Origin of the sequence: Streptomyces sp. 130 (assembly GCF_007096885.1) — a bacterium.
GTDB lineage: Bacteria > Actinomycetota > Actinomycetes > Streptomycetales > Streptomycetaceae > Streptomyces.
Map to the genome: position 1 here is coordinate 361,525 of NZ_VJNO01000002.1, position 26,820 is coordinate 388,344.

Annotated in this window: 19 protein-coding genes, 1 rRNA gene and 1 pseudogene; 7 read left to right on the forward strand and 14 right to left on the reverse strand. The window is 70.8% G+C overall.

All coding sequences use genetic code 11. The annotated features are described in order from the left end of the window. Positions 1 to 84: 84 nt before the first annotated feature. A complete protein-coding gene (locus tag FKN01_RS03830; RefSeq protein WP_143616296.1) occupies positions 85 to 708 on the reverse strand; it encodes a TetR/AcrR family transcriptional regulator in 624 nt (207 codons plus the stop codon). 159 nt (positions 709 to 867) lie between these two features. Between FKN01_RS03830 and FKN01_RS03835 the strand changes: the two genes are divergently transcribed. Continuing rightward, positions 868 to 1,806: an ABC transporter permease gene (locus tag FKN01_RS03835; RefSeq protein ID WP_143616298.1), complete on the forward strand. Its 939-nt coding sequence runs from the start codon at positions 868 to 870 to the stop codon at positions 1,804 to 1,806. Then, on the forward strand, positions 1,799 to 2,569 hold the full coding sequence (locus FKN01_RS03840; protein WP_143616300.1) for an ABC transporter ATP-binding protein: 771 nt from the start codon (positions 1,799 to 1,801) through the stop codon (positions 2,567 to 2,569). The genes FKN01_RS03835 and FKN01_RS03840 overlap by 8 nt, the downstream gene beginning before the upstream one ends. 176 nt (positions 2,570 to 2,745) lie before the next feature. On the opposite strand, the gene FKN01_RS03845 is transcribed toward FKN01_RS03840, so the two are convergent. The 3 genes from FKN01_RS03845 to FKN01_RS03855 all read right to left on the reverse strand — a co-directional run bounded on the left by FKN01_RS03845 (position 2,746) and on the right by FKN01_RS03855 (position 9,327). Beyond that, on the reverse strand, positions 2,746 to 7,749 hold the full coding sequence (locus FKN01_RS03845; protein ID WP_143616302.1) for an NAD-glutamate dehydrogenase: 5,004 nt from the start codon (positions 7,747 to 7,749) through the stop codon (positions 2,746 to 2,748). Positions 7,750 to 8,106: 357 nt separating this feature from the next. Then, on the reverse strand, positions 8,107 to 8,781 hold the full coding sequence (locus FKN01_RS03850; RefSeq protein WP_143616304.1) for an HAD family hydrolase: 675 nt from the start codon (positions 8,779 to 8,781) through the stop codon (positions 8,107 to 8,109). 39 nt (positions 8,782 to 8,820) lie between these two features. Continuing rightward, on the reverse strand, positions 8,821 to 9,327 hold the full coding sequence (locus tag FKN01_RS03855; protein ID WP_143616306.1) for a DUF6912 family protein: 507 nt from the start codon (positions 9,325 to 9,327) through the stop codon (positions 8,821 to 8,823). A 284-nt stretch (positions 9,328 to 9,611) separates the two neighbouring features. Between FKN01_RS03855 and FKN01_RS03860 the strand changes: the two genes are divergently transcribed. Continuing rightward, on the forward strand, positions 9,612 to 10,031 hold the full coding sequence (locus FKN01_RS03860) for an Rv3235 family protein (protein ID WP_143616308.1): 420 nt from the start codon (positions 9,612 to 9,614) through the stop codon (positions 10,029 to 10,031). Positions 10,032 to 10,154: 123 nt separating this feature from the next. On the opposite strand, the gene FKN01_RS03865 is transcribed toward FKN01_RS03860, so the two are convergent. Together FKN01_RS03865 and secA are read right to left on the reverse strand one after the other, a co-directional pair. Then, positions 10,155 to 11,156, reverse strand: a complete 1,002-nt coding sequence (locus FKN01_RS03865) for a BtrH N-terminal domain-containing protein (RefSeq protein WP_143616310.1) — start codon at positions 11,154 to 11,156, stop codon at positions 10,155 to 10,157. 111 nt (positions 11,157 to 11,267) lie between these two features. Then, on the reverse strand, positions 11,268 to 14,078 hold the full coding sequence (secA, locus tag FKN01_RS03870) for a preprotein translocase subunit SecA (RefSeq protein ID WP_143616312.1): 2,811 nt from the start codon (positions 14,076 to 14,078) through the stop codon (positions 11,268 to 11,270). 242 nt (positions 14,079 to 14,320) lie between these two features. Between secA and FKN01_RS03875 the strand changes: the two genes are divergently transcribed. Both FKN01_RS03875 and FKN01_RS03880 read left to right on the forward strand, forming a co-directional pair. Then, on the forward strand, positions 14,321 to 14,920 hold the full coding sequence (locus FKN01_RS03875) for a GNAT family N-acetyltransferase (protein ID WP_143616314.1): 600 nt from the start codon (positions 14,321 to 14,323) through the stop codon (positions 14,918 to 14,920). 10 nt (positions 14,921 to 14,930) lie between these two features. After that, on the forward strand, positions 14,931 to 16,106 hold the full coding sequence (locus FKN01_RS03880) for a winged helix-turn-helix domain-containing protein (RefSeq protein ID WP_143616316.1): 1,176 nt from the start codon (positions 14,931 to 14,933) through the stop codon (positions 16,104 to 16,106). Positions 16,107 to 16,137: 31 nt separating this feature from the next. Here the strand turns inward: FKN01_RS03880 and FKN01_RS03885 are convergent, their stop codons facing one another. The 7 genes from FKN01_RS03885 to mtnA form a co-directional block, all read right to left on the reverse strand. Next, a complete protein-coding gene (locus FKN01_RS03885) occupies positions 16,138 to 16,893 on the reverse strand; it encodes a response regulator transcription factor (RefSeq protein ID WP_143616318.1) in 756 nt (251 codons plus the stop codon). Positions 16,894 to 17,079: 186 nt separating this feature from the next. Further along, positions 17,080 to 17,769, reverse strand: coding sequence for a ribosome hibernation-promoting factor, HPF/YfiA family (hpf, locus tag FKN01_RS03890; protein ID WP_143616320.1), 690 nt, complete (start codon positions 17,767 to 17,769; stop codon positions 17,080 to 17,082). A gap of 322 nt (positions 17,770 to 18,091) precedes the next feature. Further along, complete coding sequence (locus FKN01_RS03895; protein WP_143616322.1) at positions 18,092 to 18,838, reverse strand: ComF family protein; 747 nt, start codon at positions 18,836 to 18,838, stop codon at positions 18,092 to 18,094. A gap of 67 nt (positions 18,839 to 18,905) precedes the next feature. Next, positions 18,906 to 20,675, reverse strand: a complete 1,770-nt coding sequence (locus FKN01_RS03900; protein WP_260696757.1) for an LpqB family beta-propeller domain-containing protein — start codon at positions 20,673 to 20,675, stop codon at positions 18,906 to 18,908. Positions 20,676 to 20,760: 85 nt separating this feature from the next. Further along, complete coding sequence (gene mtrB / locus FKN01_RS03905; RefSeq protein WP_185992724.1) at positions 20,761 to 22,797, reverse strand: MtrAB system histidine kinase MtrB; 2,037 nt, start codon at positions 22,795 to 22,797, stop codon at positions 20,761 to 20,763. A 1-nt stretch (position 22,798) separates the two neighbouring features. Beyond that, complete coding sequence (gene mtrA, locus FKN01_RS03910) at positions 22,799 to 23,488, reverse strand: two-component system response regulator MtrA (RefSeq protein WP_005316841.1); 690 nt, start codon at positions 23,486 to 23,488, stop codon at positions 22,799 to 22,801. A gap of 4 nt (positions 23,489 to 23,492) precedes the next feature. Next, positions 23,493 to 24,638 carry an S-methyl-5-thioribose-1-phosphate isomerase gene (mtnA, locus tag FKN01_RS03915; protein WP_143616324.1) on the reverse strand — a complete coding sequence of 382 codons (1,146 nt, stop codon included), beginning with the start codon at positions 24,636 to 24,638 and terminating at the stop codon, positions 23,493 to 23,495. A gap of 140 nt (positions 24,639 to 24,778) precedes the next feature. On the opposite strand from mtnA, the gene FKN01_RS03920 reads away from it, so the two are divergent. Both FKN01_RS03920 and FKN01_RS32420 read left to right on the forward strand, forming a co-directional pair. Continuing rightward, entirely contained in the window at positions 24,779 to 26,113 is a 1,335-nt protein-coding gene (locus FKN01_RS03920; protein ID WP_143616326.1) for a glycerophosphoryl diester phosphodiesterase membrane domain-containing protein, read from the forward strand. A 130-nt stretch (positions 26,114 to 26,243) separates the two neighbouring features. Then, positions 26,244 to 26,378, forward strand: a pseudogene (locus FKN01_RS32420) (AAA family ATPase); the annotation flags it as partial. Positions 26,379 to 26,570: 192 nt separating this feature from the next. Here the strand turns inward: FKN01_RS32420 and rrf are convergent. Then, a 5S ribosomal RNA gene (gene rrf, locus FKN01_RS03925) occupies positions 26,571 to 26,687 on the reverse strand. Positions 26,688 to 26,820 lie beyond the last annotated feature (133 nt).

The window sequence follows — 26,820 nt, forward strand, 5'->3', positions numbered from 1 at the left end:
GAAGGCCCGGTGGGCGGCCCGCCCACCAGATTAACCGATCGAAGGGTGACCCCTACAAGCACGCTGGCACACCCCCGCGGGCCGTCATCCGGCGGGGTCCGGGGCGTGTGTGAGCGCCGCCACGGCGGACGCCGCGAGGTCGTCCAGATACCCGGGGGGCACCTCGCCCCGGACCACCGCGAGCCGCCAGTAGAGCGGGCCGACGATCAGGTCGAGGGCGCGGTCGGGGTCGCTGCCGGGCGGCAGCTCGCCGCGTGCGACGGCGTCCCGGACGACCACGGCGGCGACGCCCTGCTGCGGGTCGAGCAGGGCGGCCTTGATGGCGTCGGAGATCTCCGGGTTCCTGGCCGCCTCGACCAGCAGGTCCGGGATGACCTGGGAGGCCAGCGGGTGGCGCAGGGCGTACGCGGCCAGTTCGAGGACGGCGCGCACATCCCCGTACAGGGAGCCGGTGGCGGGGGCGGGCATGCCCTGGGCGGCGACGGCCGAGACCAGGTCCAGGACCAGGTGCAGCTTGGACTTCCAGCGCCGGTAGACGGCGGTCTTGCCGACGCCGGCCCGGCGGGCGATGCCCTCGATGGACATCCGGGCGAACCCGACCGCGGCGAGCTCCGCGAACACCGCGCTGCGGATGGCGTCGGTCACGTCCTCGCGCAGGACGGCGGCTCCCGCCGGGGCTCGGCGGCGGCTTCCGGGGTCGGTGGTCATGGCCGAATCATAGTCCGCGACGACGAAACGGTTGCGTTCCGGCGTAAGTACGTCCTACCCTCGGCGTTGCGACGATACGGTCCCGTCCCGTCGCCGGGCGCGTCTTTCTCCGCCCGCACGCCGTGCCCCCCGCCTGCCCGCCTCCCGTGGAAAGCGATCGTGGTGAGCCAGACAACAGCCCCGGCCCCGGCGGACAGCCCGCCGCCCCTCTCCCCGCCCGTGTACGGCCCCGGCGAGCTCGCCGCGCTCGCCGCGCGCCACGGACTGACCGTGAGCGGGGCGCGGCCCTCGCTGCCCGCGTACGTACGGCAGCTGTGGGGGCGGCGCCACTTCATCACGGCCTTCGCCACGGCGAAGCTCACCGCCCAGTACAGCCAGGCGAAGCTCGGCCAGATCTGGCAGATCATGACCCCGCTGCTCAACGCGACGGTCTACTACTTCATCTTCGGCATCCTGATGAAGACCAAGCACGGTGTGCCGGACTTCGTGCCGTTCCTGGTCACGGGCGTCTTCATCTGGACCTTCACCAGCTCCTCGATCACCGCCGGCACCCGCGCGATCAGCGGCAACATCGGCCTCGTGCGGGCCCTGCACTTCCCGCGCGCCTCGCTGCCGATCGCGCTCGCTTTGCAACAGCTCCAGCAGTTGCTGTTCTCGCTGGGCGCGCTCGTCCTGATCCTGCTGGCCTTCGGGCAGTACCCGCAGCCGTCCTGGCTGCTCGCGGTGCCGGCCCTGGCCCTGCAGGCCGTCTTCAACACGGGGATCTCGATGGCCATGGCCCGCCTCGCCGCGCGCACCCCGGACATCGCCCAGCTCACCCCGTTCGTGCTGCGCACCTGGATGTACGCCTCGGGCGTGATGTGGAGCATGGAGACGATGCTGCGCGGCGACCGGGTGCCGGACTGGGTGAAGCTGGCGCTCGAACTGAACCCGGCGGCCGTCTTCATCGACCTGGTGCGCTTCGCGCTCATCGACAGCTTCGGCGCGAACCAGCTGCCCCCGCACGCCTGGGCGGTCGCCGCCGGCTGGGCGCTGGTGTGCGGCGCGGGCGGCTTCATCTACTTCTGGAAGGCCGAGGAGAGTTACGGACGTGGCTGATTCCCGGACGCCCACCGTCGTCGTGGACGACGTCCACATCACGTACAAGGTCAACGGCGCCCGCACCGGCCGGGGCAGCGCCACCTCCGCGCTGAGCCGGATCGCCTCGCGCCGGCAGGCCCCGGGCGTGCGCGAGGTGCACGCCGTCAGGGGCGTCAGCTTCGCCGCGTACAAGGGGGAGGCGATCGGGCTGATCGGCTCCAACGGCTCGGGCAAGTCCACCCTGCTGAAGGCGATCGCGGGCCTGCTCCCCACCGCGAAGGGCCGCGTCCACACCCACGGCCAGCCCTCGCTGCTCGGCGTCAACGCCGCCCTGATGAGCGACCTGACCGGCGAGCGCAACGTGGTGCTCGGCGGTCTCGCGATGGGCATGACGCGCGCGGAGATCCGCGAGCGCTACGACGACATCGTGGACTTCTCCGGCATCAACGAGAAGGGCGACTTCATCACCCTGCCGATGCGCACGTACTCCTCCGGCATGGGCGCCCGCCTCCGCTTCTCGATCGCCGCCGCGAAGAACCACGACGTCCTGCTGATCGACGAGGCCCTCTCCACCGGCGACGCCCGCTTCCAGCAACGCAGCAAGGCCCGCATCCTCGAACTGCGCGAACAGGCCGGCACGGTGTTCCTGGTCAGCCACCACAACAAGTCGATCACGGAGACCTGCGACCGGGCGCTGTGGCTGGAGTCCGGGACCCTCCGCATGGACGGCCCGGCGAAGGAAGTCATGGCGGAGTACGAACGGTTCACGAAGAAGCGGTAGCCCCCGGTCGCCGGGCGGCAGCCCCCGGTCGCCGGGGCGGCAGCCCCCGGTCGCCGGGGCGGACTCCACGGAGCCCGCCCCGGCGACCGGGGGCATCCCTTTCAGCCCGTCCGGCGCTTGAGGACAAGGGCCGGGCGGCCACGAACCCGCAGCCGCCCACCCCACCGCGGCGCCGCCTAGACGTGCGTACGCAACAGCGTCCGCATCGTCCGCATGGCCACCGAGAGATTGGCCAGATCGAACGCGTCCGACCCCTGGATCTCCTCCAGCGTCGACCGCGACCGGGCCAGGATCGCCGCGTTCTTCTCCTCCCACGCCCCGAACCGCTCCTGCGGCGACGACGCCCCGTCGCCCACGCTCAGCACGTCGGCCGTCAGCGCCGCATGCGCCGCGTACAGGTCCTCGCGGATGGACGCCCGCGCCATCGACTGCCACCGGTCCGCCCGCGGCAGCTCGATGATCCGGTCCATCAGCTGCGTGATCCCCAGCCGGTCCGCGAGGTCGTAGTACACCTCGGCGACGGCCAGCGGCTCCTTGCCCGTTCGGTCCGCGATCGCCACGATGTCGAGCGCGGGGAACACGGAGGAGAAGCCGGCGACGCGCTGCGCCAGCTCGTCGGGGACGCCCGCCCCGGTCAGCTCGTCCAGGATGCCCTGGTACCACTCCTGGTCGGCGCCCCTCAGCATCTTCGGCAGCGCCGCCCAGACCTGCTCGACGCCCTCGCGGAAGAAGTCGACCGTCTCGGAGATCGCCAGCGGCTGCGGCCGGTTGCCCAGCAGCCAGCGCGAGCCGCGCTCGACCAGCCGCCGCGAGTGCAGCCGCACCCGGGTCTGGACATCGGCGGCGACCTCGTTGTCGAGGGCTTCCACCGCGTCCCAGACCTCACCGAGCCCGAAGATCTCGCGGGCCGCGAACTGCGCCCGCACGATCTCCTCGATGGAGGCCCCGGTCTCCTCCCGCAGCCGGTGCAGGAAGGTCGAACCACCGCTGTTGACCGTGTCGTTGACCAGCACCGTGGTGATGATCTCGCGCCGCAGGGCGTGCCCGTCGACCGCCTCGGGGTAGCGCGCGCGCAGCTGCTCCGGGAAGTAGGCGTGCAGCAGCTTCTGCAGGTGCGGGTCGTCCGGCAGGCTGGTCCCGATCAGCTCCTGCGCCGCCGTGATCTTCGTGTAGGCGAGCAGCACGGCCAGCTCGGGCTGCGTCAGCCCCTTGCCGGCGTTCAGCAGCTCGCGGATCTGCCGGTCGTTGGGCAGGAACTCCAGCGCCCGGTCGAGGTGGCCGTCGCGCCCGAGCCGCCGCATGAAGCGCTGCTGGGCGTGGAGCAGGGAGGGCGCCTGGGCCACGGAGTTGGCCAGGGCCGTGTTCTGCGCGTAGTTGTTGCGCAGCACCAGGCGCCCGATCTCGTCGGTCATCTCGGCGAGCAGCTTGTTGCGCTGCTTGACGGTCATGTCGCCGTCCCGCACCAGGCCGTTGAGCAGGATCTTGATGTTGACCTCGTGGTCGGAGGTGTCCACCCCGGCGCTGTTGTCGATCGCGTCGGTGTTGATCCGGCCGCCGTCCCGGGCGAACTCGATCCGGCCGAGCTGGGTCGCACCGAGGTTGCCGCCCTCACCGACGACCTTGGCGCGCAGGTCGGCGCCGTTGACGCGGATCGCGTCGTTGCCCTTGTCGCCGACGTCCGTGTTCGACTCGGCGGTGGACTTGATGTACGTGCCGATGCCGCCGTTCCAGAGGAGGTCGACGGGGGCCTTGAGGACGGCCTGCATCAGCTCGGCCGGCGTCATCTTGCTGACCCCCGCCTCGATGCCCAGCGCCTCGCGCATGTGGGCGTTGACCGGGATGGACTTGGCGCTGCGCGGGTGGACGCCGCCGCCCGCGGAGATCAGGGCCTTGTCGTAGTCGGCCCAGGAGCTGCGCGGCAGGTCGAAGAGGCGGCGCCGCTCGGCGTAGGAGGTGGCGGCGTCCGGGTTCGGGTCGATGAAGATGTGCCGGTGGTCGAACGCGGCGACGAGCCGGATGTGTTCGGAGAGCAGCATGCCGTTGCCGAACACGTCACCGGACATGTCGCCGACGCCGACGACGGTGAAGTCCTCGGTCTGGGTGTCGTGGCCGAGCTCGCGGAAGTGCCGCTTGACGGACTCCCAGGCGCCCCGGGCGGTGATGCCCATGCCCTTGTGGTCGTAACCGGCCGAGCCGCCGGAGGCGAAGGCGTCCCCGAGCCAGAAGCCGTACGCGACGGCGACCTCGTTGGCGATGTCGGAGAACTTCGCGGTGCCCTTGTCGGCGGCGACGACGAGGTAGGTGTCGTCCTCGTCGTGCCGGACGACGTCCTTCGGCGGGACGACCTCGCCGGCCACCATGTTGTCGGTGATGTCGAGGAGCGCCGAGATGAAGGTGCGGTACGCGGCGATGCCCTCGGCCATCCAGGCGTCCCGGTCGGACGGGTCGGGCAGCTGCTTGGCGACGAAGCCGCCCTTCGCGCCGACCGGCACGATGACGGTGTTCTTCACCATCTGCGCCTTGACCAGGCCCAGGATCTCCGTACGGAAGTCCTCGCGCCGGTCCGACCAGCGCAGGCCACCGCGGGCGACCTTGCCGAAGCGCAGGTGGACGCCCTCCACCCGGGGCGAGTAGACCCAGATCTCGAACGCCGGGCGCGGCGCGGGCAGGTCCGGGATGGACTGCGGGTCGAACTTCATCGAGACGTACGCGTGCGGCTCGCCGTTGTCCGCGTGCTGGAAGAAGTTGGTGCGCAGGGTGGCCTTGATGACGGTGAGGAAGGAGCGCAGGATGCGGTCCTCGTCGAGCGAGGCGACCTGGTCGAGGGCCCCGTCGAGCTCTTCGAGGAGCCCGTCCGTCAGCTCCGTGCCCGCGTTCTGGCGGCCGGGCGACATCCGGGCCTCGAAGAGCGAGACGAGCAGCCGGGTGGTGTGGACGTTGTTCTGGAGGGTGGACTCCATGTAGTCCTGGCTGAACGTGGAACCGGCCTGGCGCAGGTACTTCGCGTAGGCGCGCAGCACCATGGCCTGGCGCCAGTCGAGCCCCGCGCTCAGCACCAGCGCGTTGAAGCCGTCGTTCTCCGCCTCGCCGGTCCACACGGCGGCGAAGGCGTCCTGGAACCGCTCGCGCGCGCCGTCGGCCAGATAGCCGTCGTTGGCGGTGGTCCGGGGCATCCGCAGCCCGAAGTCGTAGATCCAGGCGTGCGTACGGTCGGCGCAGCGCAGCTCGTACGGGCGCTCGTCCACGACCTCGACGCCGAGCCGCTGGAGGGCGGGCAGCACGGCGGACAGCGAGACCTGCTCACCGGTGCGGTAGATCTTGAAGCGGCGCTCGCCGGGGGCGGCGCCGACGGGCTCGTACAGGCTGAGGGAGAAGCTCCGCTCGTTCTCCTTCAGCGCTTCGAGGTGGACGAGGTCGGCGACGGCGGCGCGCGCCGAGTGATCGGCCTTGTAGCCCTCGGGGAAGGAGTGCCCGTACTGGCGGAGCAGTTCGGCGGCGCGCTCCTCGCCGCACTCGGCGTTCAGCGCCTCCTGGAAGCCGTCGGCCCAGGAGCGGGCGGCCTCGACGAGGCGGGCCTCGATGCGGTCGGCCTCGGCGTCGGTGAGGCTGGGCAGCTCGCTGCCGGGCGCGACGCGGACGACGAAGTGGAGCCGGGAGAGGATCGACTCGGTGTTCCAGGCCGTGAAGTCGACGCTGGTGCCGTTCAGTTCCTCCTTGAGGATGTCGATCAGCCGCAGCCGCACACCGGTGGTGTAGCGGTCGCGCGGCAGGTAGACGATCGCGGAGTAGTAGCGGCCGTACTCGTCCTGGCGCAGGTAGAGGCGCAGCCGGCGCCGCTCCTGGAGGTAGAGCACCGAGGTGACGATCGAGCGCAGCTGGTCGACGGGGGTCTGGAACAGCTCGTCGCGGGGGTAGGTCTCCAGGATCTGGAGCAGGTCGCGGCCGTCGTGGCTGTTGGGGGTGAACCCGGCGCCCTCCAGCACCTCGGCGACCTTGCGGCGGATGACGGGGACCCGGCGCACGGACTCGGTGTAGGCGGCGGACGAGAAGAGGCCGAGGAAGCGGCGCTCACCGATGACGTTGCCCTCGGCGTCGAACTTCTTCACGCCGACGTAGTCGAGGTAGCTGGGGCGGTGCACGGTCGCCCGGCTGTTGGCCTTGGTCAGGACGAGGAGCTTGTGCTCGCGGGCCTTGGCCCGGGCGTCGGCGGGCAGCCGGTCGAACGACGGGCTGACGGGGTGCGCCTCGTCCTCGGTGTGGTGCGGGTCGGAGCGCAGGATGCCGAGCCCGGTGCCGGGGACGGCGGCCAGCGCGTCGGAGTCCTTCAGCTCGTACTCGCGGTAGCCGAGGAACGTGAAGTGGTCGGCGGCGAGCCAGCGCAGCAGCTCCCGGGCTTCGTTGACCTCGTCGTCGGCGAGGTCGTCCAGCGGCTCGCCGGGCAGGTCGTCGGCGATGCGGAGCGCTGCGCTCCGCATCTTCTCCCAGTCCTCGACGGTCTCCCTCACGTCGGACAGGACGCGCAGCAGGTCCGCCTGGATCTGCTTGAGGTCCGCGCGGTCGGTCTCGCGGTCGATCTCGACGTGGATCCAGGACTCGATCAGCGCGTCGTGCGGCAGCCCCGCCTTGGCGTCCTTGGGCCCCTTGCCGCCCTTCCGGCGGGTGCCGTCGGTCAGGACCTCGACCAGCTTGCCGGTCACATCGCGGCGGACGGCGACCTGCGGGTGGATCACGACGTGGATGCCGCGGCCCTGGCGGGAGAGCTCGTTGGTGACGGAGTCGACCAGGAACGGCATGTCGTCGGTGACGACCTCGACCACGGAGTGGCTGCAGGTCCAGCCGTTCTCCTCGACGGTCGGGGTGTGCACCCGGACGTTCGCCTTGCCCTGGGGGCGCTCCTCGGCCAGCCGGTAGTGGGAGGAGGCGGCACCGAAGACGTCGATCGGGTCCCGGCCCACGATGTCCTCGGGGGCGGTGTGCAGGTAGTAGCGCTGGAGGTAGGAGAGCAGGACGTCCTGGCGGGAGTGCTCCTGCCCGGCCCCCGAGCCGTCGGCCCCGGCGGCCGCGACGTGTACCCGGGGGGCACCGCCCGGCCCGCCGACACCACCGCCCGGGCTGTTGTCAGCTACCTTGGCGGCCCGTACGAGCAGCTCGGCCTTGGCTTCGTCCAGCTTGGTCTGCATGTCCTCTGGCTCCTGTCGCGCGCCGTTGCGTGACGTAGGTGAAAAGGTCGGCGTAACGCCACGACGCGGGGTTTCCGGTCGGGGTCGACGCTATGCCGCGATGAGAGACCGCCGGGACCGTATCGGCCATTTCCAGCGGCCGGTCCGGGCGGGAGGGATCAGCCGAGGCAGCCCGGGCGCGGTGGCGCTCCGGGCGCGGGCCGGGGGCTTCGCTGCCCCCGAGGCATATCGCGCTGATCACGGGACCAGGCTATCTCGCCCGCACCGGTGACCGTCACGATCCGGATGTGTACAAAAGAACGCCGCGAAATTTGACACTCTGGACAGCGCGGACGTGCCGGACGAAGCCCTCTCCCGCTACCGGGTCAGCTGCTCGGCCAGCGTGATGGCCTCGGTCAGCGTGTCCACGACGGGCACCCCGGCCTTCTCCAGGCTGGCACGGCTGTGCGAACCACCTGTGTAGAGGACGGCCTTGGCCCCGGCGTGCGCGGCGGCCACGGCGTCGTCCACCGCGTCACCTATGACGACCGTGCGCTGCGGGGATATCCCGTCCATGGCGGCGAGATGCCGCTCCATGTACGCGGACTTGCTGCCGCCGGACGGACCGGTGCGCCCGTCCACACGTACGAAGTGCCGCTCGATGCCGAATCCGCGCACGACGGGGACCAGCTCCTCGTGCCGGTACATGCTCATGATCGACTGGCTGCCGCCGGTCAGCTGCCACCGGGCCAGCAGGTCGGCGGCCCCGGCGGTCAGCCCGCAGGCGTCACGCTGCTCGGTGTAGTGGCGGTGGAACACGCCGTCCATCCGCTCCCACTCGGCGTCGGTGGGGAGCCGGCCCATCAGCCGCTCGTAGAACCGGGGTATCGGGATGCAGTACATCTCCCGGTACTGCTCCAAGGTGATCGGCGCCAGGCCGACCTCGCCGAAGGCGGCGTTGGTCGCGCCGACGACGGCGGTGTTGTCGTCGAGCAGCGTGCCGTTCCAGTCCCAGACCAGATGTGTGCGGTGTTCCCCCGGTGCGATCCCCATGCCGGAAACGGTACTCGCCCCCACTGACAACGCCCCCGCCTACCCGATCAGGCCGGGGATCTCCTGCACCCCGAACCACAGAAGTTCGTGGTCCTCGGCGCCGTCGACGGTGAACTGCGCGTCGTCGTCCCCGAGGTCCGCCGCCCCGAGCGCGGCCGCCGCGGCGGTGACGTCCGCGTCCGCGTCGTCGGAGTCGACGTGCACCGCGGCGGCCTTGGCCAGCGGGACGGCGGAGGCGATCGTGACCTCGCCGAGCGAGGAGGCGTCCAGGATGTGGTCCGGGTCGGCGACCGCGTCCCCGTCGGCCACGTCGACCGCGACGACGACGCGGCGCCTGGCCGCCTTCGGGTCCCCGGCGATGAGGCGCAGCGAGGCGGAGGCGGCCCGGTTGAGCGCCGCGTACTCCAGCTCCTCGATGTCGTCGGAGACGTACCACTCGCGCAGCGCCGGCGTGACGGCGTAGGCGGTGAGCGGACCGGGCCCCAGCTCACCGGCCCGGTGCGCGGCGGCGAGCCCGGCGAGGGTCAGGGGTACGTATACGCGCATGGCTCGGCCGCTTTCGTAGTCGGAGACGCCCTCAGGATACGTGCGACGTCCCCCTTTGGGGTTACGCGTACGCCCCGGCCCCCGTCCACCCGGCGACGCCCCCCTCACCCCCGCGCCCCGCACCGCGCCCGGCCCCCTTGCCCTCCGACCACCCGGACAGGTGAATCCCCCCGCGCCCCGCTCCCCCTCCCCGACACTTGCGACAAATCCGACTCCCCCGTAGAAGATCCCCAACAGAAGTTACCGCCCGGTAGAGCCGGGCCTCTGGAGCACGGGGGCGACAGATGACCACGCACAGGACCCGGCCCGCAGGACGCCAGGACACCCGCAGGCCCGAAGCCGTACCCGCCCAGCGCCACCGCGTCCCGAGGCGCATGCGTCCCCACCACTGGTTCGCGGAACGCCTGCTGGCGGTCCTGAGCGGCCAGCGCCCGGTCCACTGGATGCTGGGCCACACCATCGGCGACGCCTACGACCAACTGGCCGAACTCGCCCCCACGACCCCCTTGCGCACCCGGGGCACCCGCCCGGTCATCCGCATGTGCCGGGGCGCCCAGCCGGCCCCCGGCGTGGTGGAGGCCTGCGCGAGCATCGCCGCGGGCGAGGAGATCCGGGCCATGGCCTTCCGCCTGGAACAGGGCCCGGACCTCCGCTGGCGCTGCGCGGCGGTGGAACTGGGCAACACCCCGATGCGGACCCGGTGAGGCCCCATGAGAACCGCTCCCGGGCCCCACCGGGCGGCGGGGCCCGGGAGCCCGGGGGCCCGGGGGGCCCGAAAGGGCCGGAGGATCGGGAACTGAGGTTCCTTGAAGGCTGTCAGGGCCGGATCATGCTCGGGTCTCGTTCCCCAGGCGGCTCAGTGCTTGCATGGCCTCGCGTTCCATACGGGAGAGATCGCCGAGGATTGAGCCGGCCTGGACGAGGCACTGCGCATCGCCCGATTCACCAGCCTCCCTGATCAGTGCTGCCACCTCCGGCCACAGGGTGGCGGCTTCGGCGTACAGCGTGTGGCCGGTGCGTAGGTGGCTGCTGTCGAGCAGATCGGTGCATTCGGCGAGGAAGTCGCGGTAGAAGTTGCGGAACAGGGCGCCACCGGTGCCGGCCTTCTCCATCAACAGGGCGGTCTGTGGCAGGTCTCGCTGCGGGTTGTCGGTGCGCTGGAGCCAGGTGCGTACCAACTTGCCGGCCTTCTCGATACCGCGGTGGCCGAGGTTGGCGATGGGTGGGTTGAGGAAGGCGTCGGCGCAGGCGGTGATGGCGGGGACGATGCGTCCGTGTGGGGCGGGCAGGTCTCCCGGAGCGGTGAGGGTGAACGACCGGTGCTTGGCGGTCATCGGGCCGCGCGCGGCCCTGGCCTGGGCGAGGCTGGTAAGGCTGGTGGAGACGGCTCCGCCTTGCTGGTCGGTGTCCACCAGGTAGGCGTTGTCGTCGTCGTAGCCGTACATGGCAACGACGTGGCCACCGAAGTGGATCTTCGAGCCGAAGTAGTCCAGGTAGTAGCTGTCGAGCTGGAGTCCGACGGGGTGGCCGGCATCGATGGAGGCCGCCACGTTGTCCCATGCTTTGCGCGGTGAGGTGGTCTCCCGGGTCAGGAGTTCCAGCCCGAGTGTGGTGGCCAGGCTGCCGGTGAGGGCGAAAGGCTTGACCCGTCCCCCGAGGAAGGGGAAGTCCATGTTCTTGCCGTCCCAGTAGATGAACGACAGGCCGGAGCCGAGGCCGAACAGCATGGGCTCGGACAGATCAAGTCCTTGGTGCCGCAGCAGCACCCCCAGGGCCGTCGTCTCGCAGTGCTGGGTGCCGCGGGCGTCGATGTCTGTCACCGTAGTCATGCCGTGCCCTCCTGGACGGGGGTGATCAGCCGGGTCATCAGTTCTTCAACACAACCGGGCCGGACACCACCCGGTGCCCGGCCCAGCCACAACCCACAACGTCAGCGCACGCTACTTCTTACGCCGCCGCCCGCCGGAAGACTTCTGCGCCTTGCGCCGCTCCGCCCGAGTGAGCCCGTCGGACGCACCCCCGGCCCCACTGTCCACATTCGCGAAGTCGCCCTCGACGACCCCGCCCTCCCCGTCGACCGTGGGGGCGGAGAAGTGCAGCCGGTCCGGCCGCTGCGGAGCGTCCAGCCCCTTGGCCCGGATCTCCGGCCGCGAGGCCGGCACCGCGTCCTCCTTGGATAGCGAGGTCGCCGCGTCCTCCACCGGCACCTCCTCGACCTGCTGCTCGACCTGGACCTCCAGGTTGAACAGGTAGCCGACGGACTCCTCCTTGATGCCCTCCATCATGGCGTTGAACATGTCGAAGCCCTCGCGCTGGTACTCGACCAGCGGGTCCTTCTGCGCCATGGCCCGCAGGCCGATGCCCTCCTGGAGGTAGTCCATCTCGTAGAGGTGTTCACGCCACTTGCGGTCCAGGACGGACAGCACCACACGTCGCTCCAGCTCACGCATGATCTCGGAGCCGAGCGTCTTCTCACGCTCGTCGTACTGCTCGTGGATGTCTTCCTTGACCGACTCGGCGATGAACTCGGCGGTGACCCCGGCCAGGTCCCCCGCGGTCTCCTCCAGCTCGGCGACGGTGACCTTCACCGGGTAGAGCTGCTTGAACGCGCCCCACAGCCGGTCGAGGTCCCATTCCTCGGCGAAGCCCTCCGCCGTCTCCTGGCGGATGTAGTCGTCGATCGTGTCGTCCATGAAGTGGCGGATCTGCTCCTGGAGGTCCTCGCCCTCCAGGACCCGGCGCCGCTCGCCGTAGATGACCTCACGCTGCCGGTTGAGCACCTCGTCATACTTCAGGACGTTCTTACGCGTCTCGAAGTTCTGCTGCTCGACCTGCGACTGCGCGGACGCGATGGCCCGCGTGACCATCTTGTTCTCGATCGGCACGTCGTCCGGCACGTTGGCCATCGACATGACGCGCTCGACCATCTGCGCCTTGAACAGCCGCATCAGGTCGTCGCCGAGCGACAGGTAGAAGCGGGACTCGCCCGGGTCGCCCTGACGGCCGGAACGACCGCGCAGCTGGTTGTCGATGCGCCGTGACTCGTGGCGCTCGGTGCCCAGGACGTACAGCCCGCCGAGCTCCTTGACCTCCTCGAACTCCGCCCGCACGGACTCCTCGGCCTTCTCCAGCGCGGCGGGAAGGGCGGCGGCCCACTCCTCGACGTGCTCGACGGGGTCGAGACCGCGCTGGCGGAGCTCCGCCTCGGCGAGGTCGTCCGGATTGCCGCCGAGCTTGATGTCGGTGCCTCGTCCGGCCATGTTCGTCGCGACGGTCACCGCGCCCTTGCGGCCGGCCTGGGCGACGATCGTCGCCTCCCGGTCGTGCTGCTTGGCGTTGAGCACCTCGTGCTGGACACCGCGCTTGGAGAGCTGCTGCGAGAGGTACTCCGACTTCTCGACCGAGGTGGTGCCGACGAGGATCGGCTGCCCCTTCTCGTGCTTCTCGGCGATGTCGTCGACGACGGCGGCGAACTTCGCGACCTCGGTGCGGTAGATCAGGTCCGACTGGTCGACGCGCTGCATCGGCCGGTTCGTCGGGATCGGCACGACGCCCAGCTTGTAGATCTGGTGGAACTCGGCGGCCTCGGTCATCGCCGTACCGGTCATGCCGGAGAGCTTGTTGTACAGGCGGAAGAAGTTCTGCAGGGTGATCGTGGCGAGCGTCTGGTTCTCGTCCTTGATGTCCACCCCTTCCTTCGCCTCGATCGCCTGGTGCATGCCCTCGTTGTAGCGGCGGCCGGCGAGGATACGGCCGGTGTGCTCGTCGACGATCATGACTTCGCCGTCGATGACGACGTAGTCCTTGTCCTTCTTGAAGAGTTCCTTGGCCTTGATGGCGTTGTTGAGGTACCCGACGAGGGGGGTGTTCACCGACTCGTACAGATTGTCGATCCCGAGCCAGTCCTCCACCTTGGAGACGCCGGACTCGTGGATCGCCACGGTCCGCTTCTTCTCGTCGACCTCGTAGTCGCCGGTCTCCTCGATGCCCTTGAGCGGGTTGCCCGCCTCGCCCTTGGTGAGGCGCGTGACCAGCTTGGCGAAGTCGCCGTACCACTTGGTGGCCTGGTCGGCGGGGCCGGAGATGATCAGCGGCGTACGGGCCTCGTCCACCAGGATCGAGTCGACCTCGTCCACGATCGCGAAGTTGTGGCCGCGCTGGACCAGCTCGTCCTTCGACCACGCCATGTTGTCGCGGAGGTAGTCGAAGCCGAACTCGTTGTTCGTGCCGTACGTGATGTCGCAGGCGTACTGCTCGCGGCGCTGCGCCGGCGTCATGTTCGCGATGATGCAGCCGACGGTGAGACCGAGGAACTTGTGGACCCGGCCCATCATCTCGGAGTCGCGCGAGGCCAGGTAGTCGTTCACCGTGATCAGGTGGACGCCGTCGCCGGACAGGGCGTTCAGATACGCGGGCAGCGTGCCGACGAGCGTCTTGCCCTCACCGGTCTTCATCTCGGCCACATAGCCGAGGTGCAGCGCGGCGCCGCCCATGATCTGGACGTCGTAGTGGCGCTGGCCGAGAACGCGCTTGGCCGCCTCACGGACGGTGGCGAACGCCTCGGGGAGCAGGTCGTCCAGGCTCTCGCCGTCCGCGTACCGTTCCTTGTACTCGTCGGTGAGCGCCCGCAGCTCGGCGTCGGAGAGGTTGACGAAGTCCTCTTCGATGGAGCTGACCTGGTCCGCGATGCGGTGCAGTTTGCGCAGGATCTTGCCTTCGCCTGCACGCATGAGCTTGTTGAAGACGGACACTGAGGCTGGTCTCCTTGCCGGTCGGGCCTGGGCACTGGGTCGTGTGATGGACTCTGGCACGGGCACGGCAGGTGGGCCCCACCGCAACGGTCATCGTAAGCGAGGACCCCGCCGCGCCGGGAGGGCTGCCACCGCGTTGTCCCCGCGGTGCCCTTCAGAGTCAACGGACGAAGGGCACCGAAGGTGCCGGGGAACCACGAAAAGTACTCGCGTCCTCACCCGCGCCTCACCAGAATCCCTTCATGGAACCGCACACACCGATCACCCTCACCACCGACCGCCTGCTGCTGCGTCCCTTCACCCCCGACGACACCGACGCGGTGTACGAGGCGTGCCAGGACCCCGACATCCAGCGCTGGACGGTCGTCCCCTCGCCGTACGCGCGCTCCGACGCGGAGTTCTTCACCGCACGCCTCTCGCCCGACGGCTGGCGGGACGGCTCGATGTACAACTTCGCCGTGGTGCCCCGCGAGGGCGCACCCCTGATAGGCGCGCTCGGCATCAGCCGCCGGACCGACCCGGGCCTGTACGAGGTCGGCTTCTGGACCGCCAAGGAGCAGCGCGGCCGCGGCTTCATGACCGAGGCCGTCCGGTGCGCCGCCCACTGGTCCTTCACCGCGCTCGGCTGCGACCGGCTGGAGTGGAAGGCCGAGACGGGCAACGTCCCGTCGCGGGCCGTCGCCCTGCGTGCGGGCTTCCGCATGGAGGGCGAGCAGCGCTCGGGGCTGGTCAACAAGGGCGTGCGCCGCGATGCATGGGTGGGCGCGCTGCTCCCCGCGGACCTCGGCCTGCCGGGCACCGCCGCCTACGTTCCGGCGAACGGTGTCAGTGCCGCCCCCTAGAGTGCGGAGCATGACGTCTGTGCAGCCCCCCGCAGTCGAACTCTCCGCCGACCAGGCCCGCAGGATCGCCCTGCGTGCCCAGGGCTTCCTGGGCGCCCCGGACCGCCGGTCGGGGGTGCCCGGGGTGCTGCGCCACCTCGGGGCCGTCCAGCTGGACACGATCTCGGTGCTGGCCCGCTCGCACGAGCTGATCCCGTACGCGCGCCTGGGCGCGGTCGGGCGGCGCACGGTCGAAGAGGCGTACTGGTCGGGCGGACGCGCCTTCGAGTACTGGTCGCACGCGGCGTGCATCCTGCCCGTCGAGGAGTGGCCGCACTTCGCGTTCCGGCGGCGGGCCTACCGGTCCCGGCCGCAGTGGTCCCACGACCTGCCGGCAGGCGCGTACGACACCGTCATCAAGCAGTTGACCGCCGAGGGCCCGCTGACGGCGACGGAGCTGGGCGGCGCGAAGAACGGCGGCGAGTGGTGGGACTGGTCCGCCTCCAAGGTCGCCGTCGAACGGGCCCTGATGTACGGCGAGGTGGTGTGCACCGAGCGGCGCGGCTGGAAGCGGGTCTACGACCTCGCGGAGCGCGCCCTGCCCGACACCGTGCTGCACGACGACCTGGACGACGCGGAGTGCCTGCGCCGGCTCGTGGCGCTCGCCGGGCAGTCGCTGGGCGTCGGCACCAGGGCGGACATCGCCGACTACCACCGTCTCAAGGGCGAGCAGTTCGACGCCGTGGTGGCGGATTCCGGGCTGGTGCCGGTGGCCGTGGAGGGCTGGTCGAAGCCGGCCTGGGCGGACCCGGCGGCGCTCGCCTCCGAGCCCCGCGGCCGGCACCGGACGACGCTGCTCTCGCCGTTCGACTCGCTGGTCTGGGAACGGGCGCGGACCGAGCGGATCTTCGGTTTCGCCCACCGCCTCGAGGCGTACGTGCCCAAGCAGAAGCGGGTCCACGGCTACTTCGCGATGCCGCTGCTGGCCGGCGGGCGGCTTCAGGGCCGGGTCGACCCCGCGCGCGAGGGGACGACACTGATCGCCCGGCAGGTGTCCCTGGCGGGCGCCAAGACCGTGGCACCGATGGCCCAGGCACTGGTGGAGGCGGCCTCCTGGGTCGGCTGCACCGATGTCCGGCTGGAACGGGTGGACGCGCCGGAACTGCGCGGTCCGCTCGCGGCGGAAATCGGCCGCCTCCTCGCCTGACCCCGCCCGGTGCGTCCGGCGTCGCGCCGGGTCAGCGGATCTCCAGGATCTTCTCGCGCATGGCGTAGACGACCGCTTCCATCCGGGAGTGGAGCTGCAGCTTCTCCAGAATGTTGCGCACGTGGTTCTTCACGGTGTTCTCGGAAATGAACAGTTCCTTCGCGATATCGCGATTGTTCATGCCGGTCGCGACCAGTTTGAGGACTTCCAGTTCCCGTTCGGTGAGCCGGGGTGCCGGTACCAGCCGGCGTTCGTCGGTGCGCTGGATCATCGACTTGAACTCGGTGAGCAGTTTCGACGCCATGGACGGGCTGATCTGGGACTGCCCGTCGGCGACCGCGCGAATCGCGGTGGACACCTCGTCCGTGGAGATCTCCTTGAGGAGATATCCCGTCGCCCCGGCCTTGATCGCTTCGTAGAGATCGGCCTCCTCGTCGCTGATCGTCAGCATGATGATCTTCGCGCTGGGGGCCACTTCCTTGATGGACGTGCAGGCCTCGATCCCGCCGCGCCGGGGCATCCGGACATCCATCAGCACGATGTCGGGGAGCAGGTCGGCCGCCTTGTCGACCGCTTCGGCGCCGTCCCCGGCCTCGCCCACGACCTCGATGTCCTCCTCGTGCGCGAGGACGATCTCCAGACCTCTGCGGAAGAGCGCGTGGTCGTCGACCACCAGGACCCGGATGGGCTCCTTGCGGTAGCCACCGTCCCGGTCCGCACCGCCGAGGCCGCGTACGGCGTCGTCGGCATCACTCGCGTCGCGCACGGGCCCGAAGGTGTCCGCCATCGTTTCCTCCCCCTGAAGGCCACGGCCTGAGATTCACGAACGGTCCGCCAACGGCAGTTCACAGAGCACCGATTGGCTTGCGCCGCCATGATTCCATGCCGGGACGTCAGTGCGGTGATGACTTGGTGACAGACGGGTGCCCCTGGGGGCGCGCGGACGCCCCAGGGGCACCACTCGAGGACGGCGTCAGCCGCCGAGCGCGCCGCCCGCGCCGCCCGCCTCGTCGGCGGCCAGCGGGTCGGTCCTCAGATGAATGACACCGTAGTCGTAGGCGTGCCGCCGGTAGACGACACTGGGTTCCTTCGTCTCGTTGTCCACGAACAGATAGAAGTCGTGTCCGACCAGTTCCATCTCGTAGAGGGCCTGGTCGAGCGACATGGGCGCCGCGACGTGCGTCTTCTCGCGCATCACCAGCGGTCCTTCGCCCTGCACCTCCAGCGAACCGACCCTGGTGGTGGGGACGGACTGTGCCGTCTCGTCGGGGATCAGCTCGCCGTCACCGTTGAAGGATGCCGCGTCCGGCACCATTTCGCCGACCTCGGCAGCGGGGATGCGCCCCGTGCCCCGGCGGCTGTAGCGCTTGTCGTGCTGCTTGCGCAGCCGGGCCTCCAGCTTGCCGGTGGCCAGGTCCAGCGCTGCGTACGGGTCGCCTGCGGCCGCTTCTGCCCTGATGACCGGTCCACGCGAGCGGAGGGTGATCTCCACCCGGTCGGAGCGGTCTGCCTGACGAGGGTTCGGCTCCTTGGACACCTCCACGTCGAGGCTGATCACTTTGCCGTCGAACTTCTGGATCTTGTCCAGCTTCAGCTTCTCGGCCACGTGCTTGCGGAACCGCTCGGGCACCTCGGTCTTGCGGCCCTTGACGACGATGTCCACGCAGAACTCCGTTCCCGGATCGCTCCGCTCGGCGGCGGAGCATCTCCCTTTTGCACCAGGCCCCGGTGATGGCCGGGACCGCGGACTCGGTGACTTCCACCTCCTCCTCCCCAGCCGGCAAGGTTTCCACCCCACCGGATTCCCGGTTTCCGAACCACTGGCGGGTCGCCTGCCCGAAACCTGATGGTGCATTCGTCGAGGGCCGGCATTCACCATTCCTCACAACCGAACATAGCCTGCCCGGACGGATGTCGGCACCCGCTACTCGCACGTACCTCCGTTCAGGTCTCTTTACCCACTCACTACCTGCAACGATGCAAGTTCATTTCCAGTTCCGGTTTATTTTCCGGCCAACGGGACATGCTGCGTCGAAGGCCGGCGGGGACGCCGCGACCACGGCCGCGTCGCGCACGCCGGGCTGCCCGGGCCCGCGCGCGGCGTCGAGCGCCCGGGCCGCCTCCGCCAGCGTGGCCCCCGTGGTGAGCAGGTCGTCCACCAGCACCACCCGACCGGCGGTGAGCAGCCGCCCGCCCCCGGCCGCCACCACCAGCGCACCGGCCAGGTTGGCCCGCCGCTCCGCCGCGGTCAGCCCCGACTGGTCGGCCACCGCCCGCCGCTGGCGCAGCACCGCGGCGACGGTCGCCGGGACGCCCGTCCGCCGCAGCCAGCCGGCCGCCGCCAGCGCGATCCGGAGCGCCGGATCATGCCCGCGCGCCGCGACGGCCCGGCGCGCGGAAGGCACCGGTACGAGCAGCAGCGGCCGCCCGTCCGCTTCCCGCCCCGCTCCGGCCCGTACCGCACCCGCCAGGGCCCGGCCGAGGGGGCGCGCCATCGCCAGCACGCCGCGCTCCTTGTGGGCCAGCAGCACCGCCCGCGCCGCGCCCTCGTACCCTGCGGCGGCATGCACCACGGGCAGCCCGGGCGGCTCCGGCGACGGCCGCACCCGGCGCGGCGCCCCGCCGTGCAGCTGCGTTCCGCACGCCTCGCACAGCTCCGTCCGCGCCCTGCCGCAGCCACCGCAGGACACCGGAAGAACGAGCCCGCTGATCTCCCGCCACCACCCCCGCACACCTCAACTGTGCCCCTCGCGGGGCCGGCGGGCCACCCCTGTGGAAAACCCGGCCGGGCGGGTGGTGTCAGCCCGGGTAGACCAGCGCCGAGCCCTCCTTGAGGACGGTCTGCCAGTTGTCCCCGGGAAGCAGCTTCACTATCCCGTCGCCGAAGGTGTCCGCCATGAGCGGCAGCTGTTCGTCGTCGGCGGCGGCGATGGCCAGCACCTGGTTCACCCCGGGCAGGACGCCCGAGGAGGGGGTCGAGCCGTCCGCCTGCACATAGCGGACCTGCTGCACGCCGCCCTGCTCCTTGCCGACGACCACGAGGCGGCTGCGCCCGGACCAGGACACCGCCGTCACATCCGCGAACTGCGGGGCGGCCTGGCGCAGGTCGACCACGGACACCCGGGCGTCGTCCTGCGGACCGAGCCGTTCGATCCGGCCGATCTTGAGCGTCGTGTGGCCGTCCTTCGTCAGCAGCAGCGCTATGCGCACCCCGTCCGAGGAGAGCCGCAGCCCGGCGATACGGCTGCCGCCCAGGCTGGGTACGGCCACTTCCTGCGGCTTGTCCGTGCCGTGCGGCAGCCTCAGCAGCCGGGGGTCGTCCGGGTCCCGGTCGGCGACCCAGAGATCACCCCGGCCGTCCCAGCTGGGCGCCGTCAGCCGGTCCTCGGGGTCGGCCGCCTTGCTCGTCACGGCCGGTACCGGGAGCTCCCCGTCCACGGCGATGGACGCCACGTAGAGCGACCCGTTGTGCTGGGAGAGCGCCGCCGCCGACTGCTCGTCCCGGGCCACACCGACCGCGCTCACCTTCAGCGAGCCGTCGCCGAAGGGGCCGGCCACCGCCTCGGGCTCGCCGCTGCCCCTGGTGCTGCCCGGGATGCGCTCCACCCGGCCCTTGGCATCGACGAAGTACTGGCTGTCCGGTCCGCCCGAGGAGCCGTCGGGGGCGTACTCCTCGGCCTGGTCCGCGTCGAGCACGCACAGCGGCGAACCGTCGGAGCGCTGCAACTCCACCTGCTCGACCCGCGCGGACGTCAGGTCCCTCAGGGTGAAGAGGACCTGCGAGGCCATCATCCGGCAGACCCGCTGCCCGGTCCCGTCCGCGTTCTTGTTGAGCGGGACCTTCAGGACGTTGCGGTCGTCCGGCGTCAGCGAGGCGACCCCCTTCCTGAGGTCCGTCCCCTTGGGGAAGCGCGAGGCGACGACCGGCCGCAGCCAGTCGGTCGGGCCCCGCAGAAGGCTGCGGACCGCCTGCGTCACCGTGTCCATCCCCGTCGCGGGGTCGGTCCGGTTGCGGAGGTAGACGGGGTCGGCGACGAGGGTGGCGTCCGCGTCGGACCGCCCGGTCGCGAAGTAGTACTTATTGACCGAGCGGTACAGCCGCTTGAAGTCGGACTGGCCGAGCACCAGGCCGTCCGAGACGGAGTCGATGCGCCATTCCTTGCCCTCCGGCGTCTTCTCCCGCACCAGGTGGACCCTGCCGGAGTAGTCCGTCGGGACGAGCGGCTGGTACGCGTTCTGCGCGTCGACCGTCGCGACCTGCTCTCCGGTCAGGGTGAAGGTGACCTCCGTCGTGCTGCGGTCGTGGTCGCGGACCGGGCGGTCGCTCCGGTTGGGCGCCTTGGCCAGCACGATGGTCTCCGCACTCGGCTTCCACCGCCGCGACGCCTCCTTGGTGAGGTACTTGCGCGTCATCCGGAAGTCGGAGTCATCGCTGGTCATCGACTCCAGGAAGCCGTCCACCACCTCGTTGGGGGTGGCGCCGTCCCGTGGAGCGACCGCGTACACCTGCACCTGGGAGTCGCCGGGCTGCGAGGCGTCGACGGCCTTGATGTCCCCGGACACGGGCATCGAGCCGCACGCCGACAGCACGAGCGCGCCGCACCCGGCCAGCACGGTGGCTCCCGCCACCCGCCCACGGACGCCCTGACGACGGTCAGTCCTCACGGATCGTGTCCTCCCGCCCCGGTGCACGCCCCGGAGAGTCGTTGTGGCCGGCCTGCCGCTCCTCCGAAGGACGCGGCACCACCCGCGCCCCGTTGCCCGGCAGGGCCGCTGGATGCACCGATGCGGGTGCGGTCCTGGCCGGCACCGCGGACCGGCCGGGGACCGGCAGCGGGGCGCGGCCCGTACCGGCGTGCTGCGAGGGCACGGCCAGCAGCCGGTGCCCCGTGGCGGAGGTGTCCGTGGCGGAGGCGCCCTCGGCCCGCTCCCGGCTCTCCCGGTTGCGCCGCGAGTCCTCCGGCTCCAGCGGTATCGGCGAGCCCCGCAGCGGCTCGTCCGCCGTACGCGGCAGCGTCAGCCGGAACTGGGAGCCGCCACCGGGCTCGCCCCACGCCTGGAGCCAGCCGCCGTGCAGCCGGGCGTCCTCCACCGCGATGGAGAGGCCCAGGCCGGTGCCGCCGGTGGTGCGGGCCCGGGCCGGGTCGGCCCGCCAGAAACGGTTGAAGACCCGGGTCGCCTCGCCGGGCTTCAGCCCCACGCCGTAGTCCCGGACGGCGACGGCGACCGCTCCGCCGGCCGCGCCCATGCGCACGACCACATCGCGCCCTTCGCCGTGCTCCACGGCGTTGACCACGAGGTTGCGCAGGACCCGCTCGACGCGCCGCGCGTCGGCCTCGGCGATCACCGGCTGCTCGTCGCCGACGACCCGGATGCGGGTGCCCTTGCGTTCGGCGAGCGGCTCGGCGCCGCCGATCACCCGGCGCACCACCTGCCGCAGGTCTATCGGCTCCGCCTCCAGCGCGGCGGCGCCCGCGTCGAAGCGGCTGATCTCCAGCAGGTCGGAGAGCAGCGACTCGAAGCGGTCGAGCTGGTCGCCCAGCAGCTCCGCGGACCGGGCCGTTATGGGGTCGAAGTCGGCCCGCGCCTCATGGATGACGTCGGCGGCCATCCGTACCGTCGTCAGGGGCGTACGCAGCTCGTGCGAGACGTCCGAGACGAACCGCCGCTGCATCCGGGACAGCTCCTCCAGTTGCTGGATCTTCAGCTGGAGGTTCTGCGCCATCTTGTTGAACGCCTCGCCGAGCCGGGCGATGTCGTCCTCGCCGGTGACCTTCATCCGTTCCTGGAGCCGCCCGGCCGAGAGCCGTTCGGCGATGCCCGCGGCCATGCGTACGGGGGTGACGACCTGACGCACCACGAACCAGGCGATGGCGCCCAGCAGCACCACCACGAACAGGCCGGCGGTCGCCAGCGTGCCCTTGACCAGGTTCAGGGACTTCTCCTCCTGCGTGAGCGGGAAGACGTAGTACAGCTGGTACGGGTCGCGGTCGATGTCGTAGAGGCGCTTGCCGACGATGAGACCGGGCTGGGACTCCTGCCCGTTCTCGTACTGGATCAGCGAGTACGTCTGGAAGGCGCCGGGCCCCTTGTTCACCGCGTCCCGCAGGCTCTGCGGAATGCTCGCCGCCTTGACGTGCCCCGAACCACGGGGCGCACGGGCCCCATCGTCGGCACTGAGCGCCATCACGTTGAAGGCGTTCTTGCCGCCGCTGGCGAGCTGGTCGACGAGCTCGGTGCGCCAGGAGTTGTTCTCGATCGTGCCGTCCGCCACGTCGTCGCCCTGGCCGGCGACGGGGGTGAGCGGCGCGTTGGCCTTCTCCTGGGCGGCGGCGAACCCGCCCGCCGCCTGTGTCTGGGCCGCCTTGCCCTTCGCGTCGAGCAGGCCGTTGCGCACCTGCCCGATCACGACGAGGCCGAGCAGCAGCACCACTCCGAGCGACATCAGCAGCGTGCCCGCGACGACCCGCAGCTGCAGATTGCGCCGCCACAGCCGCACGGCGGGCAGCAGCGGGCGCCGCACCCAGCGCATCAGCAGGCGCGGCACCGGCCCGCCGGGCGCCCGGTCCTGGAACAACCGGCCGCCCTCCAGGAAGCGCCCGACGGGGGACGAGGAGTGCCCCGTACCGGCAGCCCGCTCCGCACGGACTCCCGGCTCCCCGGGCTTCGGAGCAGTGCTACCCAGGGACATGTCAGCTCGGTCCGGCCTTGTACCCGACGCCCCGGACGGTCACCACGATCTCCGGACGCTCCGGGTCCTTCTCGACCTTGGAGCGGAGCCGCTGTACATGCACGTTGACCAGGCGGGTGTCCGCCGCGTGCCGGTAACCCCAGACCTGCTCCAGGAGCACCTCCCGGGTGAAGACCTGCCACGGCTTGCGCGCGAGCGCGACCAGCAGGTCGAACTCCAGCGGCGTCAGGGCGATGGACTGCCCGTCCCGCTTCACCGAGTGACCGGCGACGTCTATGACCAGGTCCCCGATGGTCAGCTGCTCCGGGGCCGGCTCTTCGGACCTGCGCAGACGTGCCCTGATCCGGGCCACCAACTCCTTCGGTTTGAACGGCTTGACGATGTAGTCGTCGGCCCCGGACTCCAGGCCCACCACCACGTCAACCGTGTCGCTCTTGGCAGTGAGCATGACGATCGGCACACCCGACTCGGCCCGGATCAGCCTGCAGACCTCGATGCCGTCCCTGCCGGGCAGCATGAGGTCGAGCAGGACCAGGTCCGGCTTCGCCTCTCGAAATGCAGCAAGTGCCTTGTCGCCGTCCGCTACGAACGACGGCTCGAAACCCTCACCACGCAGCACAATCCCGAGCATCTCGGCCAGTGCGGTGTCGTCGTCGACGACAAGGACGCGTCCCTTCATAAACGACATCATCCCATTAGCTAATCGTTACCTGCGATGATCTGGCACACAGCTCTGCCAGCCCGGCCCCCGTGACCGGCGAGATTACGCCCTCTTCCGTGACGATCGCCGTGACCAGCTCCGGCGGCGTGACATCGAAGGCGGGGTTGTAGGACTGAGTCCCCACCGGGGCGACGAGCACCCCGCCCGCCTCCTCGTCCCCCACTCCGCGCGGCCCGACTGTGAGCTCTGTCACTTCCCGACCGGAACGCTGCTCCACGGTGATCGACGCCCCGTCCGCGGTGAGCAGGTCCACGGTCGTCGTCGGCGCCACGACGATGAACGGTACGTGGTGGTACTTGGCCAGCACCGCCAGCGGGTAACTCCCCACCTTGTTGGCCACCGACCCGTCCGCGGCGATGCGGTCCGCCCCGATCAGCACGGCGTCCACCTCCCCCGCGGCGAACAGCGACCCCGCCGCGTTGTCCGTGAGCAGGCTGTACGGCATCCCGTTGCGCGCCGCCTCGTACGCGGTCAGCCGGGCACCCTGCAACAGCGGGCGGGTCTCGTCCACCCACAGCCGCCTCAGCCGGCCCTTCCGGTGGGCCCCGAGCGCCACCGCGAAGGCGGTGCCCTCACCCCCGGAGACGAGCGCCCCCGTGTTGCAATGGGTCAGCAGCCGGTGGCCCCCGCCCGGAACCAGCTCGTCCAGCAGGGCGAGCCCGTGCCCGGCCATCCGCACGCTGGCCTCGGCGTCCTCCCGGTGCAGCGCCTTGGCCTCCGCCAGCGCGGCCGCCGCCGCCCGCTCCTGACCGGCCCCCTTGTCGAGCGCCGTCCAGTACGCCGCAGCGGCCCGGCGTACGCCGTACCCCAGGTTCACGGCGGTGGGCCGCGCCCGCTCCAGGAGCCCGGTGGCCTCCGCCACGTCATAGCCCCGCGCCGCGGCCAGGGCCACACCGTAGGCACCGGCGATCCCCAGCAGGGGCGCGCCCCGTACCGCGAGCGTCCTGATCGCGTCCACCAGAGCCGGCACATCGGTGCACACCAGCTCCGTCTCCTCCGCGGGCAGCCGCCTCTGGTCGAGGAGCACCAGCATGGGGCCTTCCGGAGGTTCGTCCCAGCGAATTGAGGGCAGCCCGGTGGGCTCGTAACCCACCGGCGATTGCGCGTCCTGATCAGCCATCCGCCCAGTCTGCCCGGTGCCCCGCCCCGACTTGAAGGCGAGAGCCGGTCACAGGGCCGGGCCCGGCCAACGCCGACGCGTGGCACGATGGCTGCCAGCCTGACGCCGCGACGCGCGGGCAGGACCGCGAAGGAGCGACAATGAACGACACTCCGGGCTGGGCCTCGCCCGGATCCGCCCCCTCCGACGACCAGCAATCGAACGGCCGCGAAACGGCCCCCCGGGAGCCGGACAGCCAGCAGACCGACGGCCGGCAGACCGACGGGCAGGAGACGGCCGACCTGGCGACGGACCGCCTGGACACAGGCATCCCCCGCCCCTCCGAACCGGCCGACGACGCCACCCACTCGGGCACCTGGGCCGCCCGACAACCGCCCGCCGGCCAGTGGTCCCCTCCCAGCCCCACCGGAACCGGCCCCGCCGCCCCGCAGCCCCACCCGGGCTGGGGCGCCCCGGCACACGGCCCCGGCTGGAACACCGCGCCGCAAGGATCCGGCTGGGGCGGCCCGCCTCCGGCGGCGAAGCCCGGCGTCATCCCGCTCCGGCCGCTCGGCATCGGCGAAATCCTTGACGGCGCCGTCTCCACCATGCGCGCCCACTGGCGCACGGTCCTCGGCATCACGCTCGCGGTCTCCGTGATCGCCCAGGCCGCGATCGTTCTCATCCAGCACTATCTGCTGCCCGACCCTCCTGCGGTCGACAGCGACGCCACCGGCTCCGAGGCGCTGCGCCAGGCCACCGAATCGCTCCGCTACAGCCTCCTCGAGCTGGCCCCGCCCCTGCTCATCTCGATGCTGGCCACGATCTTCACCACGTCGGTGATGACCGTGGTGATCAGCCGCTCGGTGCTGGGCCGCCAGGTCACCCTGTCCGAAGCCTGGGCCGAGGCCCGCCCCAGATTGTTTCCCCTGCTGGGCCTGACTCTCCTGCTCGCCGTCATGGGCGGAGCGATCATGACCGCCGGTTTCCTCCCCGCGTTCCTGATCGGCGACGCTGCGGGAGCCGGCCTCGCGTTCCTCGGGCTGCTCGCCGCGACAGTCGTCTTCCTCTGGCTGTCGGTCCGATTCAGTCTGGCCGCCCCCGCTCTGATGCTGGAGCGGCAGCCGGTGGCCACCGCCATGCGGCGCTCCGCGAAGCTGGTCCGTGGCGCCTGGTGGCGAACGTTCGGCATTCTCGCCCTGACGTGGCTGCTGACGCTCATCGTGGGGCTGGTGATCGGCATCCCCTTCGGTGCCGTCGCGGTAGGCGTGGACGACGGCAGCCTGAGCTCGTTCCTCTCCGGGGAAACCACCGAATTCGGCTGGCCGTTCCTGATCGTGTCCGCCATCGGTGACGTGGTCGCCGCCACCATCACATACCCGCTCTCCGCCGGAGTCATGGCCCTCCTCTACGTGGACCAGCGCATCCGCCGCGAAGCGCTCGACCTCGACCTGGCCAGAGCAGCGGGTCTGCCCGGCTTCGACAACAGGAACTGACACTGCCGGGGGGCGGCCGGCACGGCAGCACGGCTGCTGGTCCGAGCGACCGGCGGCGCCCCCGTGGACACTGGCCGCCTCCCACCCGGGAGGCGGCCAGACGTGCACTGTCCAGGAGCGCAGACCACGACCCCGTGGAGCCACCGCCCCGCTAACCACAGCCCACGCCTGGGCTTGGCTCACCGGCCGCGACTACGTGGCCCCGGGACAGTGTGAAGACCCAGGCTCTCCCACCGCTCCAACACGCGTCCAACCGCGCCCCGAACCGCCGCTGTGCCCGCCCAAGTCCCCGTAGCCCGGTGAGGCGATGCACCGCAGCCCTCACCGGACGGGCCCCTCAGTACGCATCGTGGCCCCGAGCTGCACGGGAAGGCTCACGGCCGATACCCCGTTCCGCTCTGGCCCAAAACGCGAAAGAGCCCCGTGCCACAAGGGCACGGGGCTCTTCCTAAAAGGAGTTCGGCGGCGTCCTACTCTCCCACAGGGTCCCCCCTGCAGTACCATCGGCGCTGAAAGGCTTAGCTTCCGGGTTCGGAATGTAACCGGGCGTTTCCCTAACGCAATGACCACCGAAACACTATGAAATTACGAACACCGGACAACAACACAGCCGTTCGTTATTTCAGAACTAACACAGTGGACGCGAGCAACTGAGGACAAGCCCTCGGCCTATTAGTACCAGTCAGCTCCACCCGTTACCGGGCTTC

Bases quoted from the DNA above. Each gene is read 5' to 3' on its own strand.
- FKN01_RS03830 (WP_143616296.1), bottom strand. From the start codon at position 708: ATGACCACCGACCCCGGAAGCCGCCGCCGAGCCCCGGCGGGAGCCGCC.
- FKN01_RS03845 (WP_143616302.1), bottom strand. From the start codon at position 7,749: ATGCAGACCAAGCTGGACGAAGCCAAGGCCGAGCTGCTCGTACGGGCC.
- FKN01_RS03850 (WP_143616304.1), bottom strand. From the start codon at position 8,781: ATGGGGATCGCACCGGGGGAACACCGCACACATCTGGTCTGGGACTGG.
- FKN01_RS03855 (WP_143616306.1), bottom strand. From the start codon at position 9,327: ATGCGCGTATACGTACCCCTGACCCTCGCCGGGCTCGCCGCCGCGCAC.
- FKN01_RS03860 (WP_143616308.1), top strand. From the start codon at position 9,612: ATGACCACGCACAGGACCCGGCCCGCAGGACGCCAGGACACCCGCAGG.
- FKN01_RS03865 (WP_143616310.1), bottom strand. From the start codon at position 11,156: ATGACTACGGTGACAGACATCGACGCCCGCGGCACCCAGCACTGCGAG.
- FKN01_RS03875 (WP_143616314.1), top strand. From the start codon at position 14,321: ATGGAACCGCACACACCGATCACCCTCACCACCGACCGCCTGCTGCTG.
- FKN01_RS03880 (WP_143616316.1), top strand. From the start codon at position 14,931: ATGACGTCTGTGCAGCCCCCCGCAGTCGAACTCTCCGCCGACCAGGCC.
- FKN01_RS03885 (WP_143616318.1), bottom strand. From the start codon at position 16,893: ATGGCGGACACCTTCGGGCCCGTGCGCGACGCGAGTGATGCCGACGAC.
- FKN01_RS03900 (WP_260696757.1), bottom strand. From the start codon at position 20,675: ATGCCCGTGTCCGGGGACATCAAGGCCGTCGACGCCTCGCAGCCCGGC.
- mtrB (WP_185992724.1), bottom strand. From the start codon at position 22,797: ATGTCCCTGGGTAGCACTGCTCCGAAGCCCGGGGAGCCGGGAGTCCGT.
- mtrA (WP_005316841.1), bottom strand. From the start codon at position 23,488: ATGATGTCGTTTATGAAGGGACGCGTCCTTGTCGTCGACGACGACACC.
- mtnA (WP_143616324.1), bottom strand. From the start codon at position 24,638: ATGGCTGATCAGGACGCGCAATCGCCGGTGGGTTACGAGCCCACCGGG.
- FKN01_RS03920 (WP_143616326.1), top strand. From the start codon at position 24,779: ATGAACGACACTCCGGGCTGGGCCTCGCCCGGATCCGCCCCCTCCGAC.